Below are 17,125 nucleotides of genomic sequence, written 5' to 3'. Positions count from 1 at the left end.
GCCAGGAAGGCATGAGGTGTGCAGATGCACCCCCGTGTCTCCTTCGCCCCAGCCCCCAGGGGCAATTGTGCTTGCAGGACATCCCCCCATGCCCTTGCTCACGGCTTTTTCGTCTTCCCCCCAAGGCGGCCGCCCCCGCCGCTCCCACTGGATGCGCTGGGCGCCGCTGGCGCTGACGCTGACCGCCGCCACCGGTTGGGCTCAGGACACCACCGTCGCCCCCGAGCCTCCCGTCGTCGCCGAGCCCGCCTTCGCCACCGAGGCGAAGAACGCGGCCCCCTCCGGCATCGTGGTGCACGTGGCGCCTGGCCACCAGACGCAGTTCATCATCAAGGACGCCGAGCGCGTGAGGGTCCAGGCCCCGGAGGTGGTGGAGGTCGCGGTGGGCGAACCCAACCAGCTGATGGTGCAGGGCCTGGCCCAGGGCGTGTCGGAAGTGCTCGTGTGGCGGCAAGGCGTCAAGCAGCCCTTGAGCGTCCGCGTGGAGGTCGCGCAGTGAGCCGCCGCGGCGCACGCGGCATGACGATGCTGGAGGTCTGCGTCGTCCTCGCCATCATCGGTGTGCTGGCCGCGCTCGCGTACGCGGGTTATGCGCAGCTCAGCGCGCGCACCGGCCCCCAGAACGCGGCGGCGGACCTGTCTGGCGCCTTCGCCGAGGCCCGGGCTCGCGCGGTGGACCGCCAGTCCGACGTGTGGCTCATCATCTACCCGGACATCGACCCGGCGGGACAGGCCGGCGCGGGCCACGGGGCGTGGTTCCTCGTCGAGGACCGGCTGCGGACCTTCGGCGATGTCGGCGCCCCCGCCGGGCAGCTGAGCTTCAACACCTTCTCGCCCCCGGAGGACATCCACCCCTCGCAGGAGCAGGGCCGGCTGATGGACTCCATGTACCTGGACCGCTACACGCAGCGCACCGTGCGCTTCGGCGCCAGCGGCAACCTGGAATGGGACGGCATCTTCGCGGGCCTGCCCGTGTCGGACTGCAGCTTCTGCAGCGGAGCCCCGCGGCGCGGCGCCATCGTCTTCCGGAGCGACGGCTCCGCGCGCTTCGTGGATGGCGCGGGGCAGCCCGTCCTTCCCGCCGGCAACGGCGCGCTGAACCGCGCCGCGTCCCTGGCACTGCTCTCCACCGACGGCCAGCGCGAGTACATCTTCGCCATCTCCGCGCCCGTCGGCTTCGTCGACACGAGGACCAACCGATGAAGCGCCTGATTCCCTCGGCTCGCCGCCGAGCGCCCCAGCGCGGCGCCACCCTCATCGAGGGCATGGCCGCCGCCGCCATCCTCGCCTTCGGCATCAGCGGCGTCTTCGGCGGGCTCCTGTTCGCCAGCCAGCAGAACGCCGCCGCCAACCGCCTGTCGCAGGCGAGCGCCATCGCCGCGCAGGTTCGCGCGGGCCTCCAGCTCCAGGGCCGGGCCCGCCTCTTCGCCGACACCGGGCCGCTGTCCAACGCGCGCTGCAGCGGCGCCGCGGAGACGCTCGAGCTGGCCGGCGGCCTCTCCTCGCTTCCCGACGCGTGCGTGGTGGACCTCGACGCCTACGAGAGCGCCACCGCGGATCCGCTGCTGCGGGTGGTGCCGGGCTACTCGGACGAAGAGCGCGACGCCTACCGCCGCGTGCTCGTGTGGACGCCGACGCAGGCCATCGACTCGGTGGCGGTGGTGGTGTCCTTCCGGAGCGCCGGTCAACGGAAGTACGTCAAGCAGTTCGTCGGGCTCTACAACCCGGCGGAGAACGGCGCGGGGGTGGAGCTGTGAGGACGCATCCGCGCAAGGCGCCCGGCGGCTTCACGCTCATCGAGCTGCTGGTGGGCATCACCGTCTCCTCGGTGGTGCTGCTGGCGGTGGCGGGCACCATCATCGCCGTCAACGACATCTTCCAGAGCAACACCATCTCCAAGACGGCCGTCGAAGGCAGCCGCGTCGGCATGGACTACCTGAGCCACACGCTGCGCTACGCGGGCTACGGCCTGGACCCGGCCATCGCGTTCGACTTCAACACCACCGACCTGCCTGACGAGCGCAAGGACAACTACACCCTGGAGGTGGAGGGCTGGGGCACCGTCGTCACCGACGACCTCGCCTTCCGCTACCGCGACCCGCAGTTCCTGCGCCGCGGCCAGCTCGCTCCCGCCGGGCCCCCTCCGTACCAGCTCGACCTGGAGGCACCGGCGACCTTCGGCCAGCCGCTGCGCCGGGGGCAGGCGATGCTGGTGGCCTGCCCGGGTGGCCAGGACTACTTCCTGGGCCGGCTGGACGCGGACGTGGCCGCGGATGCCTCCACCGCCTCGCTCGTGCCCGCGCTCGCCGCGGGCCTTCCGGGAGATGTGCCCAAGGGCTGCATGGCGGACGCGGGGCGCATTCCCTTCGTCATGCTGGTGCACGAGAAGCGGCTGCGCGTGGAGGCCCACGGCGGCCGCCCCTACCTGGTGGTGAAGCACGGCTGGGCCAGCGACGCCGACTTCGACCCGATTGCCTCCGACGTCGAGTCCTTCCAGGTCGCCTACCAGATGAACCGGCCCCCCGCGAACTCCGCGTGCTGCGCCGGCCACGTCGCCGTGGACGCCGCCGTGGGCAGCGGCATGGCCTGGGTGCTGGGGGACGAGGACGCCGTCGTGCTGCCCAAGTACGACGCGGACGTCCCCGCGCCCACGTACAGCACGCCCTACGACGACCCGCTTCGCTACAACCAGAACCCGGCCAACATCCGCTCGGTGGGCGTGGGCCTCACGGTTCGTTCGGTGCGCCAGCTGCCCTCCGGCACCAGGAGCCAGGCCCGCAAGCTCTTCAACGCCGAGCCCGTGGCCGACGAGGACACGTTCTTCCGCACCACCGTGGAGACGTCCGTGCGCATTCCCAACATGACGTCCCGCGCCTTCTTCATCCCCGAGCTGCGCTCCCCGGGCGTCGCCGGTGACATCAAGAACGTCTGGGGAGGCTAGCCACGATGAAAACCTTCTCTTCCCGCCGGGGCAGCGCCCTGGCCATCACCCTGATTGCCCTGACCGTGCTGCTGCTGCTGGTGGTGGGCGCCATCACCTTCACCGGCCGCAACCAGTCCGCCGCCGTGTCCAAGACGCGCAGCGACCGCGTGGAGGCCTGCGCGGAGACGGCCCGGCGCTACCTGCTGTCGCGGCTGAAGGTGTTCGGCACCGGCGCGGTGCCCGTCACCAGCATCAGCCTGGAGCAGGTGCTGATGGATGACGAGGTGGTCGCCGACCGCAGCACCATGCGCACCGCCCACCTGGGCGACACCGAGTCCGCGCCCACCGCGGCGGTGCTGGCCTCGTCCTCGTTCAGCAGCGGCAAGGACCAGGTGAGCGACGCGGCCAACACCCTCCGAGAAGGCACGACCGGCGGCAGCTACTACCGCGTGGTCGTCATGTGCGACGAGCCCGGCGGCCGGCAGGCCGAGACCGAGTTCGTCTTCCGCTTCGGCATCTGACCCCTTCTGACTCCGTCCTTCCCCGAGCCCCCCATGAAGGCACTCCTCTCCACCTTGACGGCCCTGGCCGTGCTGCTGACCGCCCCCGGCGCGCTCGCGCAGGACCCGGCCTCGTGCAGCCTGCAGTCGACGTCCCGCCTGGACGCGCTGATGAACCCCGCGCGCGGCAGCGACGAGCGCTTCTTCACCAGCCCCAGCGGCCCGCCCAACATCCTCCTCATCCTCGACACGTCGGGGTCCATGGCGTACTGGCCCATCGCCTGGAACAACAACAACCATTACAGCTACAGCTCGAACTCGGGCGGGCAGTTTCCCGGCTGCCGCCAGGAGAACATCGACGCGCTGAACTACGACGCCAGCGTCGAGTACCCGCGCATGTGGCTGTCGCTGACCAACCAGGACTCCCCCTGGTTCGTGCCCACCCGCTACTACCGCTTCGACGGCAACGGCAGCACCACGCACACCAGCTTCGGCATGAACGCCAACCCGGTGCGCTTCGACCAGGACCCGCCCAACACGGTCATCAGTGACTCCGCGACCCAGGCGTGCTCCAACCTGGTGGGCACCGGCAACAACCTGAGCGCCGCGCGCGCCGCGTGCGCGCAGTGCCTCGCGACGAAGGGCTACTTCCAGTACACCTCCAGCCGCCGCGTCGCGTCCGGCAACTTCCTCAACTTCTACTCGCCGCGCGGCCACTCCGCCGTCAACGTCATCAGCCAGGTCCTCAAGGACTCGGAGCGCACGCGCTTCGGCGTGGTGACGTTCTCCGCGGGCAGCGGCGCCACCGGAACGGTCAAGTGGGACGGCCAGGACGTGGTGCGCTTCGAGCGCTTCGGTCCCAAGTGTGATGAGTCGCTCGACACCGCGAAGCGCGACGAACACCGAGGCAACCTGCTCGCCAAGATGAAGAACGGGCTGCGCTTCAACACGGGCACGCCCCTGACGCAGGCCATGTGGGGCGCCAGCACCTACTTCCGCTCCGCCTCCGACGACCCGTTCCCCGACTGGTTCGGCAGTGGCTACCTGCGTGACTCGGACTTCGACGACGAGGCCGCCCCCGGCCGGGCCGCCACCTGCTTCTCGTGCGGCTTCAACGCCATGATTCTGCTGACGGACGGCGAGCCCAACGAGCCAGGCGACGGCGACGACCAGATTCCCTATCAGGTACGGAACGAGGACGTTCCCTGTGACAACTGCGCCGCGGCAGGGCGCGGCAACTACAGCGGCGGCTCCAACAGCCACATCCACCGCATCGCCAAGTGGATGTGGACCCATGACTTGCGGCCGGAGTTGGACGGGTCGCAGCAGGTGGCCACCTACACCGTGGGCTTCGCGCTGACGAACACAAGGGCGCTGAACCTGCTGCGCGTCACCGCCGACGCGGGCGGCGGGCGCTTCTACGCGGCCACCAACTCCAGCCAGCTGAAGACGGCGCTCCAGTCCATCGTCGACGATGTGTCGAACCGCAACATCGCCTTCGCGGCGGCGGCCATCTCCTCGTTCCAGACGGGCAGTTCCACGCTCAGCGCGCTGATGCCACGCATGTCTCCGGCCTCGGGCGACAGCGCCTGGCGCGGCGACCTGTGGCGCTTCAACCAGTTCAACGAGTTCGTCGAGGGCGCGGACAAGAACGGCGACGGGGACATGGACGACATCTTCGTCGTGGACCGGGATGGCGACATCGTCGTCGAGGACACGGCCGGCAACTTCGTCAAGGACGGCACCAGCACCCCCGCCACCCAGTTCTGGGAGGCGCGCCGCGCGCTGCTGGCCCGGTCGCTGGCCAGCCGCAAAATCTACACGGTGACGGACACCAACCAGGACGGCCGCATCACCGCCGCGGACAACACGGCGGCCCCCATCGAGTTCACGGTGGAGAACCGCGAGGTGCTCAAGAGCTACTTCGGCATCCTCGGCACGCCCATCTGCCCCACCGTCCAATCCGTGTCGCCGCTGGACATCGACCCGGGCAAGCTGCTGACGGGGCTCAGGCTGACGCCGCAGCAGGCAGCCGCGGCCATGAACGTCACGGTGCCTGGCTTCAGCAGCATGACGCAGACACAGACGTGGCTGAACGACATCTGCGTGCGCACGCTCATCCAGTACGTGCGCGGCCAGGACCTGGCGGACGAGGACGGCAACAACAACCGCACCGAGGTGCGCCGCTCCGTGCTGGGCGACATCTTCCATTCCGCACCGGTGCTGGTGGACCCGCCCATGGACAAGTTCCTGTGCAACCTGGGAATGAGCAACCAGTGCGCGCGCACGCTCTACAGCCAGCAACTGGGCGTGTCGCCCACGCCGCTCGCCCAGGAGACCATCAGCCGCTGCGGCAACACCGTGGAGGTGGACGCCTATGACGCCTACCTGCATCGCTACCGCCGCCGCGACAAGCTGGTGCTGGTGGGCGCCAACGACGGCATGCTGCACGCCTTCCGCGACAGCACCGCGAGCGCCGACAACTGCGAGGGCGGCCTGCCCATGATTGAGTACACGCCCAGCACCGGCGAGGAGGAGTGGGCCTTCATCCCGCCGGACCTGCTGTCGCGCCTGCACGAGATGGCCAATGGCCACCAGTACTACGTGGACGGCGACATCATGGTGCGTGACGTGTGGGCGGACGGCTCGGACGGCTCGCAGCCGGACGGCATCAAGCAGTCCACCGAGTACCACACGATGGCGGTGATTTCCGAGGGGCGCGGCGGCGTGCACTACCTGGCGCTGGAACTGCGGGCGGACCCGGGCACCGGCCGCTTCGGCGCGCCGCGGATGCAGTGGATGTACCCGCAGCCGGACTCCGCGGAGGCCGCCCTCTTCGGCAAGACGCTCTTCTCGCTCAGCCCCAAGCCGCCGCCCATCGGGCCCGTGCTGGTGGAGGCGGGCACCGCGCCGGGCCCCGTGTCCCGCTACAACGTGGACACCCAGGAGCGCTGGGTGGTGGCGCTGTCGGGCGGCTGGTCTCCCGGCCAGGAGAAGGGCCGCGGCATCTACCTGGTGGACGCGTGGTCGCCGGAGGTGAATGGCCGCACGGACAACCTGTGGTGGAAGTTCGAATACGACCCGAACGCCAGCGGCGAGCAGCACGGGCCTGCCCGCTACCTCACCCACAGCGTGGCGGCGCCGGTGGCGCTGGTGGACTACGGCGTGGCGGGCAGCGTGCAGCAGGACGGCTTCTTCGACACCGCCGTCTTCGGCGATATGCGCGGCCAGCTCTGGGTGGCGCGCATGTCCGTGCCCGGCGCGCTGGACCCGGCCACGAAGCTCATCCGCAACTGGAGCGCCGCGCGCGCCTTCCAGATGGACCGGGACGCGGTGGGGCCCGGGGGCACGCAGGGCAACAACCTGACGCGCACGTGGCCCTTCTATTACGTGCCCTCCATCGGCATCCAGCCGGGCACCGGCGCCATGCGCGCGCTCGTGGGCACCGGTGACCGCTACGCCCTGCTGGACGACCAGGCCGGCATCTGCCGCTTCGACAACCCGCAGGCGTGCGCGCGCTACGGGTGCGGCAACGTGGAGGTGGACTACCGCGTGGACCGGCTCGGCCAGAACGTCACGCAGGCGCGGCACCAGTGGACCCAGAAGGCGCTGGCGCAGACGACGCTGACGCGCACCGCGTCCACCCAGGAGGCGTGTGGCGATCCGGGCCAGACGGTGGTGTCCGCCCGCTTCGCCACGTTCGAGGCCCGTTCCTGCCCGGGCGCGCCGCAGGACTACACGTCCCTCAGCCCCGCGCGCGTCGAGTGCGGGAAGGACGCCGCGGGCAACTTCCGCTGCCAGGACGTGAGCAACGTGGCGCCCAACTTCGCCGACCTGGAGCTGACCCGGAACATCAGCGGCATCGGGAAGAACCGCTTCTATGGCGTGCGCGTGTACGGCGTCACCGGCCGAACGTTCGCCGAGGACGCCACCGCCGTGTCCGAGGACGAGAACGGACCGATGACGGCGCTCCAGTTCGACGCGGCCCGCCTCACGGACCGCAGCAGCGACAACGACACCAGCGGCGACCTGGTGGACGTGACGAACATCACCTGCGAGGCGTCCGGAGCGTGCTCCGCGCCGGGAGCGCAGCCGGATGGCGACGGGTGGATGCTGGAGTACACGGACAACGTCACCCACAAGACGGCGGGCGGCGCGGCCACGGTGGCCAGCTGCACGCTGTGGAACACCATCTACCCGTCGCAGGGCGGCGAGGTGTGCAGCAGCACCGCCGCGAAGGCCCGCTTCTACCAGGCGGACTTCCTCAGCGGCCTGCCCAACTGCGCCGCGTCCTTCGACGGGCGCTTCAAGGAGCGCGACGTGCTGTCTCCGCCGACCGACGTCGGCCCCACGGTGTCGGTTTCGCCTACGGGCAGCGTGAGATACAGCGTCGTCATGCAGGAGCCCGGACAGGTCCAGGCCACCGCGGTGCACGTGTCGGAGAACAGCGAGGTGCTGCAGAACGTGTACGAGCTGCCCCTCACCCAGGAGCAGCACGCCTGCCGCCACGTGAGCGCGGCCAACTGCACGCCCTGAGGTGCCCCGGGCCCCCCGCCCTCCCCACTCGCCTGGGGAGGGCGCCGGGGCTAGAAGGAGGGCATGCCCGCACTCGAAGACGCCATCGCGCTCGCGGTGGCCGCGCACCACGGCCAGCGCGACAAGGCCGGCCAGACGTACATCCTCCACCCGCTCCGGGTGATGATGCGGCTGGACACCGACGAGGAACGCACCGTCGCCATCCTCCACGACGTGGTGGAGGACACGCCCTATACGCTCGAGCGCCTGCGCGCGCTGGGCTACCCGGACGCGGTGCTGGACGCGCTGGACGCGCTCACCCGGCGCGAGGGCGAGACGTACGAGGCCTTCATCGAGCGCGTTCGCCCGCACCCGCTCGCCCGCCGCGTGAAGCTGGCGGACCTGGAAGACAACATGGACGTGCGGCGGCTCGGCGTGGTGACGCCGAAGGACGCCGAGCGCCTGGCGCGCTACCGCGCGGCCTGGGCCCGCCTGCGCGAGCCCTGAAGACACGACGGCCCGGAGCACCACCGAGGGCACTCCGGGCCGCGGGTGACTGCGCCTTCCGCGCGCTAGGCCTTGGCCAGCTGGCGGAGCACGTACTGCAGGATGCCGCCGTGGCGGTAGTAGTCGAGCTCGTTCGGCGTATCGATGCGGCACACCACCGTGAACTCCTTGGTGCCGCCCTCGCCCGTGGCCTTCACGGTGAGCTTCTTCTGCGGCGCCAGGTCCTGCGCCACGCCGGTGATTTCGAACGTCTCGTGGCCGGTGAGGCCCAGCGACTGCGCGTCCTGGCCCGCCTCGAACTGCAGCGGCAGCACGCCCATGCCCACCAGGTTGGAGCGGTGGATGCGCTCGAAGCTCTTGGCGATGACGGCCTTCACGCCCAGCAGCATGGTGCCCTTGGCCGCCCAGTCACGGCTGGAGCCCGTGCCGTACTCGGCGCCCGCCAGCACCACCAGCGGCGTGCCCTCCGCCTGGTACTTCATGGACGCGTCGTAGATGCTCATCCGCTCGCGGGTGGGGATGTGGACGGTGACGCCGCCCTCCACGCCGGGGACCAGGAGGTTCTTCAGGCGGATGTTGGCGAAGGTGCCGCGCACCATCACCTCGTGGTTGCCGCGGCGCGCGCCGTAGGAGTTGAAGTCCTTGGGCTCCACGCCGTTGGCCATGAGGTACTTGGCCGCGGGGCTCGTCTTCGCGATGTTGCCGGCGGGCGAGATGTGGTCCGTGGTGACGGAGTCACCCAGCAGCGCCAGCACGTGCGCGCCCTTGATGTCCTGCGTGGGCTTGGGCTCCTTCGGCAGGTTCTCGAAGAAGGGCGGCTTGCGCACGTAGGTGGACGTCTCGTCCCACTTGAAGGTGGAGCCCTTGCCCACCTGGAGCTGCTGCCAGAGCGCGTCGCCCTCCATGGCGTTGGCGTACTGGCGGCGGAACTGCTCCGGCTTCACGGACGTGCGGATGACCTGCTGGATTTCCTCGTTGGTGGGCCAGATGTCCTTGAGGAACACGGGGCGGCCGTTGGGGTCGGTGCCCAGCGGCTCGTTGTCCAGGTCCATGCCCACCTCGCCGGCCAGCGCGTAGGCCACCACCAGCGGCGGGCTGGCCAGGTAGTTCATGCGCACGTGCGGGTTGATGCGGCCCTCGAAGTTGCGGTTGCCGGACAGCACCGCGGCCACGACGAGGTCACCCTCGGTGACGGCGTTGGCCACGGGCTCCGTCAGCGGGCCGGAGTTGCCGATGCACGTGGTGCAGCCGTAGCCCACGATGTGGAAGCCCACGGCCTCCAGGTAGGGCAGCAGGCCGGCGTCGCGCAGGTACTCGCTGACCACGCGGCTGCCCGGGGCCAGGGACGTCTTCACCCATGGCTTCGGGTTGAGGCCGCGCTCCACGGCCTTCTTGGCCAGGAGGCCCGCGCCCACCAGCACCGCCGGGTTGGAGGTGTTGGTGCAGGACGTAATCGACGCAATCACCACCGCGCCGTGGCCCAGCTGGTAGCTCTGGCGGCCGTTCTTCACCGTCACCGTCTGCGCCAGGCGCTCCGGCGGCACCGCGGCGGCGGGGGCGGCCTTCGCCTTGCCACCCTCCTCCTCCCCGCCCTTGCTCTTGCCGGCCGACAGCATCTCCACCAGCGACTTCTCGTAGCCGGACTTCATGTCCTTGAGGGGCACGCGGTCCTGCGGGCGCTTCGGGCCGGCGAGGCTGGGCACGACGGTGGCCAGGTCCAGCTCCAGCGTGTCGCTGAAGATGGGGTCCTCGGCGTCGTCACGCCGCCACAGGCCCTGCTCCTTGGCGTAGGCCTCGGTGAGGGCGACGAGGTCGTCCGGGCGGCCGGTGAAGCGCAGGTAGTTGAGGCTCTCCTCGTCCACCGGGAAGAAGCCGATGGTGGCGCCGTACTCGGGCGCCATGTTGGCGATGGTGGCGCGGTCCGGCAGGGACAGGTTCTTCAGGCCGCTGCCGTAGAACTCCACGAACTTGCCCACCACGCCCTTCTTGCGAAGCATCTGCGTGACGGTGAGCACCAGGTCCGTGGCGGTGGCGCCCGCGGGCAACTGGCCGACGAGCTTGAAGCCCACCACCTGCGGAATCAGCATCGTAATCGGCTGGCCCAGCAGCGCGGCCTCGGCCTCGATGCCGCCCACGCCCCAGCCCACCACGCCCAGGCCATTGATCATCGTGGTGTGGCTGTCGGTGCCCACCAGCGTGTCCGGGTACACCGTGCTGCCCTGGCGGAACGTCACGTGCGCCAGGAACTCCAGGTTGACCTGGTGGCAGATGCCGATGTCCGGCGGCACCACGCCAAAGCCCTTGAACGCGCTCTGGCCCCAGCGGAGGAACGCGTACCGCTCGCGGTTGCGCTCGAACTCCAGCTCGGCGTTCTCCTTGAACGCGGCCGAGGTCGCGAAGGAATCAATCTGCACCGAGTGGTCGATGACCAGGTCGGCCGGGTTGCGCGGGTTGATCTTGTCCGGGTTGCCGCCCATGGAGGCGAGCGCCTCGCGCATGGCCGCCAGGTCCACCACCGCGGGCACACCCGTGAAGTCCTGGAGCAGCACGCGGGCGGGGTGGAAGGAAATCTCCACGTCCGGGGTGGCCTTGGGGTCCCAGGCCAGCATCTTCTCCACGTGCTCGCGCTTCACCACGCGGCCGTCCTCGTGCCGCAGCAGGTTCTCCAGCAGGACCTTCAGGGAAAACGGCAGGCGGTTGACCGCCGGGTGGGCCTTGGCCAGCTTGCCCAGGCTGAAGAGGTCATAGGTGGCAGAACCCACCTTGAGCTGGGACTTCGTACCGAAACTGTCGGTCATGTGTGTTGCCGTCCTTCCTTGCGCGGGATGCGGCAACTTCTAGGTCCCCCTTTGACGCGTTGCAAAGGGTTCCTGCGAGCGCATCCAAGGCCGGACGCTTCGGACCGGAGGCGTGCAGCACCGCTCATATGAACCATGCGTCAGGCTGGTCGCCAGGAGGCCTTGGACTCAAATGATTTTGCGAAGCGAATACAGCACCCGCTCCAGCAGCTTCTGCCAGAGGGGCCGGCGGCGGAACTCCGCCAGCGTCACCTCGCGGCAGTCGCCGCAGTCGCTGCGGAACGAGTCCTCCAGTTGCTGCCCCAACCGGGGGTCCGCGAAGACGGCGTTGACCTCGTGGTTGAAGGCCAGGCTCAGCCGCTCCAGGTTGAAGGAGCCGATGGTGCCCCAGACGCCGTCCACCACGGCCGTCTTGGCGTGCAGCACCCCCCGCTGCCACTCGAAGATGCGGACGCCCGCGCCCAGCAGCCGCTCGTAGAAGGCCCGGGCCACGAACTCCAGGATGGGGTGGTCGCTGCGGGCGTTCAGCAGCAGGTGGACCTCCACGCCCCGCCGGGCCGCCTCGCGCAGCGCCGTCACCATGCGCCGGTCGGGGATGAAGTAGGCGGCGGCCACCAGCACGCTGCGCCGGGCCCGGCGGATGGCATGGAGGTAGGCCCGGTGGATGCTCCGCCGGCTGGACAGCACGGCCAGCCCCACCTGCCCGCGCCGGGGTGACGGCTGCCGCAGGCGCTCCAGCCGCTGCGTCAGCCGGTGGAAGCGGCCCTGGAACATCATCCGCCACGTCGCGGAGAAGCACCGCTCCAGCTCGTGGATGGCGGGCCCTTCGATGCGCAGCACGTCGTCCCGCCAGGCCGCGCCCACGCCCGCGGGCGCCCAGTGGGAGGAGATGTTCACCCCGCCGGTGAAGGCCACCTCGCCATCCACGACGAGGATCTTCCGGTGGTCCCTGCGCAGCAGATGCCGCAGCCCGCGCGACAGGCTGAAGGGCTTGAAGGCGCGGATGTCCACGCCCCGCGCGCGCAACGCCTCGAAGAAGCTCCGGCGGCTCGTCCACGAGCCCACCGCGTCGTACAACACCTTCACGTGCACGCCGCGCTCGGCCGCCTCCGCCAGCGCCTCGCCGAACAGCTCGCCGACGGCGTCGGAGACGAACATGTACGTCTCCAGGCGGATGGAGCGGCGCGCCCGGCGGATGGCCTCCAGCATCGCCGGGTAGGCCTCCACGCCGTCGCGCAGCAGCGTGCACGCGTTGCCCTGCACCACGGCGTGACGGCGAGGCAGGTAGTAGCGCGCCAGCAGCCGGCCGGAGACGTTCGGGCTCCACACCGGCCCGTGCTCCGGCACCGGCCCCGGGGGCGTGGGCGCGCGCCGAGGCGCCTCCGCGCCCCGTTCACCCGACTGCTCCGTCAACGCCTCCCGGTCACCCATGGCCTCCTAACGGTGAGGATGCCCGCGCCCCCCGGCAACCCGAGGCATTCCGCAGCCCGGCTCCCGGTGCCAGCGTGTGTCCGGCACCGGACGAAGCAAGCCCGCGAAATCAGCCGGGCCCGCTGACGCCCTACAGGCCGTACTCCGCGCGCTTGTTCTCCGCGCGGGTGGCGCACGGCTGGTCGAACTCCGGGAAGTACTCCTTCACGTGGTCCAGGGTGGCGGAGGCGCTCTTGTAGTTGCCCTGGTTGTAGTAGCCCTCCACCTCCAGCAGGAGCTTGGCGCAGGTTCGGTCCAGCTCCTGCTGGGCCGCCTTCATGCGCTCCTGGGCCTCGTAGTAGAGGTCCGGCTTCGGCTCCGGGTGGGCCTCCAGCATCAGCCACGACACGCGGAAGGACTTCCACGCCTCGTAGCGGTTGCGGGCGCCGATGTCCGGCCTGTCGAAGTTCGTCCGGCCGCGCTTGTAGTACTCGTTGGCCTCCCGCACGAGCTCCTCGGGCAGCAGGTCCGGCAGCAACGCGCGCTCCACCCAGATGTTCCAGATGCTCCAGGGGTCCTCGCCCGGGGGATTCTTCACGTTGTCGAAGATGATGCGGTTGGGCTCGCCCTTCTTCAGGTGCTGGGCCGGAATCATCAGCTCGATGGCGCGGTCCTGGCTGGCCAGCGTGTCGGGCGGCACCTTGCCCACGTCCACGCCGTTGACGCTCACCACGACCTCGTCCTTGGAGATGCCCTGGGCCTGGTAGTGGAGGATGACCACCGCGCGCGTGGCGGCGGTGTACTCCCACTCGAAGACCTTCATGTCCGGGCGCTCCCACATGACGCCCGGCCCCAGGCCGAACGAGTCGCGGATGGGCTGCCCGGTGAGCCACGCGGGCTCCTCCCCCTTCGGCTGGCCGTCATCGCCGCTCAGCACGAGCCAGTAGAGGACGCCGAAGAGCGCGAGCACCATGGCCACGCCACCGCCGATGATGCCGGTGCGCACGCCCTGGCTGGCGTCCGCCCAGAAGAGCTTCGCGCTGGACACCACGCCCGGAGACTCGCGGCGGATGCGGGCGCGCTCGGCCGCGGACAGTCCGCCGCCCGCACCCGCGGACGGCGCCGGACGGGCCCGGACCGGAGGTGGCGCGCCTGGGGCCCGCTTCGCGGGAGGCGCGGCCGGCGCCGAGCGCTCGATGGCGGCCGGACGCGAGCCACTCTGGCCCTGGGACACCGGGCGCAGGGCCCGGAGGTTGGAGCGGGTGGCGCCCTCGCGCAGCTCGTCCAGTTCCTCCTGGTTCGCGCCCTCGGGGGCCAGCGCCTGCCCCTTGTTGCGCTGCCGCTTCAGGGTGTCGAGGGAGACGATGCGGGTGCTGCCATCGCCTTCCTGGGCGCCGGCGGGGAGCTCCTCCTCGCCCGTGGCGGGCTCGTCCGTCAGCATCGCGAAGACGAACGTCACCGGGCCCAGGGTCAGCTTGTCGCCGTCCTCGAGCACATGCGTCTTCACCGGACTGCCGTTGACGAGCGACCCGTTGGCGCTGCCCTGGTCCTCGACGGTGTAGGCATCGCCGTCGAGGAAGATGCGGCAGTGGCGCCGGGACACACCCGGGTCGAACAGCGCGACGTCGCAATCCGTCGAACGGCCGATGAGAACGGAGTCCTGGTCGAAGACGAACTCCTTGCCGGCTTCTCTACCCTCGGAGATCGTCAGCTGGAAAGGCATGGGGGGTCACAATCCTACAGAGGCCCGCGCCGCTCGGGCAACGGCCGCACGCGCCGAGGGCGGTTCCACCACCTCCGCCTCGCCTCCGAAGGACAGGACCCACTGGGTCAGCCAGCGCTCGCTATCCCCCGCCACCAGCACCTCCACGCCGCCGTCAGCAAGCGGGCGAGCGTCCCGGCCGAAGCGCTCCTTCACGTAGGGCGCGGCCACCGGGGAGAAGCGCACCCGCACCGAGGCGTCGGTGCGGCCCCGCGCCGGGTTGGGCACGTCCGCCCGCGCGTCGGCGGGGGGCTGGAAGGCCACGTCCGTGACGGTGATGTCCTCCATCCGGTCCAGGCGGAACAGCCGCGCGTCCTGCCGGGTGTGGCAGTAACCCTGCAGGTACCACTGCCCCCGGTGGCTGAGCAGCTCGTAGGGCCGCACCGTGCGCGGCTCCGGCGAGCGCCCCGGGCTGGCATAGGCGAACGTCACCTCCAGCCGCTCGATGATGGCGCGGGTGAGCGGCCCCAGCGCCTGGGGCGCCTCCGTGGAGGCGTCAATCTTCCGGTACATCTCCCGGTAGCGCTCCCGGGTGGCCGGCGGCAGGACGCGCTCCAGCTTCTGGAGGGCGCTCTGCAAGGCGTCCCCCGTCGCGGGCCGGAGCAGCTCCGCCGAGGCGGCCAGGGCCGCGGCCTCGCCGGGCGTCAGCCGGGGCGGCGCGAACAGGCGCTGATCCAGGTCCACGTAGACGCGGTCGTTGTCCACGTAGATGTCGATGTAGTCGTCCGGGTTGAAGGGCGGCCGGCCCACGCACGTGAGCAGGTCCAGCTCCTCCAGCAGGTCCTCGCGGCTGACGTTGAGGGCGCGCGCGAGCGCGTCCACCGTGACGCCCGGGTGCTTGGACACGTAGGGGACCAGGAACAGCAGGCGGCGGAGCCGCTCGTGGACGTTGCTCATGCGCTCACCTTGTCCTGCGAATCCTCATGCCGCGCGATGATGCGCGAGGCCATCTCCCGCAGCCGCGCCTGCGCCGGCTCCGGGCCCTCCACGCGGCAGTCCGGCCCCAGCGCCAGGCAGAAGCGCAGCAGGCCATCCACGAAGGTCACCGGCAGCCGCGCCCGCACCGCCCCCTCCTCCGCCGGCTCCAGCGTGGCGCCGGGCAGCAGGCTCGCCGCGCGCGAGGCCAGCGTTCCCGACAGGTGGAGCACCACCTCCACCTGCTCGTGGAAGCGGTGCTGCCACGGGAAGTAGGCGACATGGGAATCCAGCGAGAAGTCCGCCGGCACCTGGAAGTCCGGCGTCCGCGGCCGCGCGGTGTTCACCTTCAGCTCGCGAATCCGGTGGACGTGGAAGCTCCGGAGGCTGCCGCGCAGGTGGCAGTACCCCACCAGCGTCCAGGCCCCCCGGCGCAGCGCCAGGCCATACGGGTCCACCCGCCGCTGCGTGGTGCCCGCCTGCTTGGGGCTGGCATAGGTCAGGTCCACCCACTTGCGGGCCGCGCACGCGTCCCAGAGCTGCTCCAGGCGCGCGGAGACTTCCTTCTCCTGCCCCTCGTGCACCGAGCCCAGCTCCATGCGCACGCGGGGTGTGGGCAGGGACTGGCCCGCGAAGAAGCCGATTTTACGCAGCGCGTGTGCCAGGTCATCCCGTCCGGGAAAGGCCCCCGAGGCCAGCGCCGCGGAGCCAGCGGCGTAGAGCACGGCCAGCTCCTCCTTCGAGAGGTCCGCCTCCGGGAGGTAATAGGCGTCCCGGTCGACGATGTAGCCGTCGCGCCGCTCGTCGTCGCCCTGGACGTACGTCAGCGGGAAGCCCAGCTCGACCAGCTCTGCCTTGTCACGTTCGAACTTGCGCTCGGCGGCATCGTCCGAGCCGCCGTAGTCACCGGGGAAATGCTCGCGCAGCTCGGCCCAGGAGACGGGCTCGCGAGCGTCGAGCAGGAGGGCCACGAGGTCGAGGATGCGTTCGGTGCGGTCCATTGGAAAGGTCGGCGACGATGCCGGGCGGATCCGGGGGGGTCAAGAAGTGGACGTGCGGGTGCAGAACAGACGGGCCGCCCGTCCGCGTCCGGCGAGATAGCCGGACCCAACTGAACAGACAAGCAGGTATTCACCTGTACGTGCGCTTGTCTTCAGTCCGGACGGGAGCCGCACCACCGGAGGGCTCGCACTGCGGGCATGATCTGGGTTATTCCTGCACCATTCCGTGGAATAGGGAACGACGTGGACGGGGCATGCCCGTCCGGATGCCGCATGGCCGGCGCGGCGGGCGGCGTTTCCGAAGGGGCCTCACGATGAGCAGCATCACCCTCGTCCGTAATGTGGTTGCCGGGCTGGCGGTGCTCGTGGGTGTCACGAGCATGGCGGCACCCGCCCCCGTGCGCGCGGAGCCCCTGTACTTCGCCGTCGAGGTCCGCCGTGACGGGCGCCTGGTGGCCCAGCCCAAGCTGCTGGGCGAGACGGGCCGCACGCTGCGCGCCGAGCGCCGGCGCCCCGGCGCGCCGAGCCCCGACTACCGGCTGGTCCTCACGCCCAAGGCCGAGGGCCAGTCGTTCCTCCTCGAGCTGGACCTGATGCTGCCCGAGGCCAAGGGCCACTCCGAGCTGGCGCTGCTCCACGGCCAGGAGCGCAAGCTCCAGCTGGGCCGCGTGCCGGGCGAGCTGGAGGTCTCCCTGCTGCTGATGAAGGTGGACTCGCCGGAGTTCCGCGCGCTGATGCAGCTCAGCGACGACAGCGGCAAGTCGACGTCCACTTCCTCCATCTAGGTCCGCGCT

General features: G+C 70.5%; 13 protein-coding genes. 8 read left to right on the top strand and 5 right to left on the bottom strand.

All coding sequences use genetic code 11. From position 1 onward, the window contains the following. Positions 1-88: 88 nt before the first annotated feature. From VZL07_RS20970 to VZL07_RS20940, 7 genes are all read left to right on the top strand, one after another. A complete protein-coding gene (locus VZL07_RS20970) occupies positions 89-499 on the top strand; it encodes a pilus assembly protein N-terminal domain-containing protein (protein WP_426749361.1) in 411 nt (136 codons plus the stop codon). After that, on the top strand, positions 496-1,203 hold the full coding sequence (locus VZL07_RS20965; protein ID WP_426749360.1) for a pilus assembly FimT family protein: 708 nt from the start codon (positions 496-498) through the stop codon (positions 1,201-1,203). Before VZL07_RS20970 ends, VZL07_RS20965 begins: the two co-directional genes overlap by 4 nt. Continuing rightward, entirely contained in the window at positions 1,200-1,757 is a 558-nt protein-coding gene (locus tag VZL07_RS20960; RefSeq protein WP_426749359.1) for a type IV pilus modification PilV family protein, read from the top strand. Before VZL07_RS20965 ends, VZL07_RS20960 begins: the two co-directional genes overlap by 4 nt. After that, complete coding sequence (locus tag VZL07_RS20955; protein WP_426749358.1) at positions 1,754-2,941, top strand: prepilin-type N-terminal cleavage/methylation domain-containing protein; 1,188 nt, start codon at positions 1,754-1,756, stop codon at positions 2,939-2,941. Before VZL07_RS20960 ends, VZL07_RS20955 begins: the two co-directional genes overlap by 4 nt. Positions 2,942-2,946: 5 nt before the next feature. Continuing rightward, positions 2,947-3,444, top strand: a complete 498-nt coding sequence (locus VZL07_RS20950) for a hypothetical protein (protein WP_426749357.1) — start codon at positions 2,947-2,949, stop codon at positions 3,442-3,444. Positions 3,445-3,477: 33 nt separating this feature from the next. Continuing rightward, on the top strand, positions 3,478-7,959 hold the full coding sequence (locus VZL07_RS20945) for a pilus assembly protein PilY (protein ID WP_426749356.1): 4,482 nt from the start codon (positions 3,478-3,480) through the stop codon (positions 7,957-7,959). A gap of 63 nt (positions 7,960-8,022) precedes the next feature. Continuing rightward, positions 8,023-8,445, top strand: coding sequence for a GTP pyrophosphokinase (locus VZL07_RS20940; protein ID WP_426749355.1), 423 nt, complete (start codon positions 8,023-8,025; stop codon positions 8,443-8,445). 65 nt (positions 8,446-8,510) lie between these two features. On the opposite strand, the gene acnA is transcribed toward VZL07_RS20940, so the two are convergent. From acnA to VZL07_RS20915, 5 genes are all read right to left on the bottom strand, one after another. Continuing rightward, complete coding sequence (gene acnA / locus VZL07_RS20935) at positions 8,511-11,243, bottom strand: aconitate hydratase AcnA (RefSeq protein WP_426749354.1); 2,733 nt, start codon at positions 11,241-11,243, stop codon at positions 8,511-8,513. Between the two features lie 168 nt (positions 11,244-11,411). Continuing rightward, the gene (gene clsB, locus VZL07_RS20930; RefSeq protein WP_426749353.1) at positions 11,412-12,674 is read right to left on the bottom strand and encodes a cardiolipin synthase ClsB; all 1,263 of its coding nucleotides are present in this window, start codon (positions 12,672-12,674) and stop codon (positions 11,412-11,414) included. 130 nt (positions 12,675-12,804) lie between these two features. Continuing rightward, positions 12,805-14,376 (bottom strand): FHA domain-containing protein, encoded by a 1,572-nt coding sequence (locus tag VZL07_RS20925; RefSeq protein WP_426749352.1) that lies wholly within the window; start codon positions 14,374-14,376, stop codon positions 12,805-12,807. A 6-nt stretch (positions 14,377-14,382) separates the two neighbouring features. Continuing rightward, a complete protein-coding gene (locus VZL07_RS20920; RefSeq protein ID WP_426749351.1) occupies positions 14,383-15,312 on the bottom strand; it encodes a helix-turn-helix transcriptional regulator in 930 nt (309 codons plus the stop codon). After that, positions 15,309-16,331, bottom strand: coding sequence for a helix-turn-helix transcriptional regulator (locus tag VZL07_RS20915; RefSeq protein WP_426749349.1), 1,023 nt, complete (start codon positions 16,329-16,331; stop codon positions 15,309-15,311). The genes VZL07_RS20920 and VZL07_RS20915 overlap by 4 nt, the downstream gene beginning before the upstream one ends. Before the next feature lie 314 nt (positions 16,332-16,645). Between VZL07_RS20915 and VZL07_RS20910 the strand changes: the two genes are divergently transcribed. Then, positions 16,646-17,116, top strand: coding sequence for a hypothetical protein (locus VZL07_RS20910; protein ID WP_426749348.1), 471 nt, complete (start codon positions 16,646-16,648; stop codon positions 17,114-17,116). The last annotated feature ends 9 nt before the right edge of the window (positions 17,117-17,125 follow it).

Origin of the sequence: Pseudomyxococcus flavus, assembly GCF_050038885.1 — a bacterium.
Lineage (GTDB): Bacteria > Myxococcota > Myxococcia > Myxococcales > Myxococcaceae > Myxococcus > Myxococcus flavus.
This window is presented reverse-complemented; position numbering and strand designations above follow the sequence as displayed.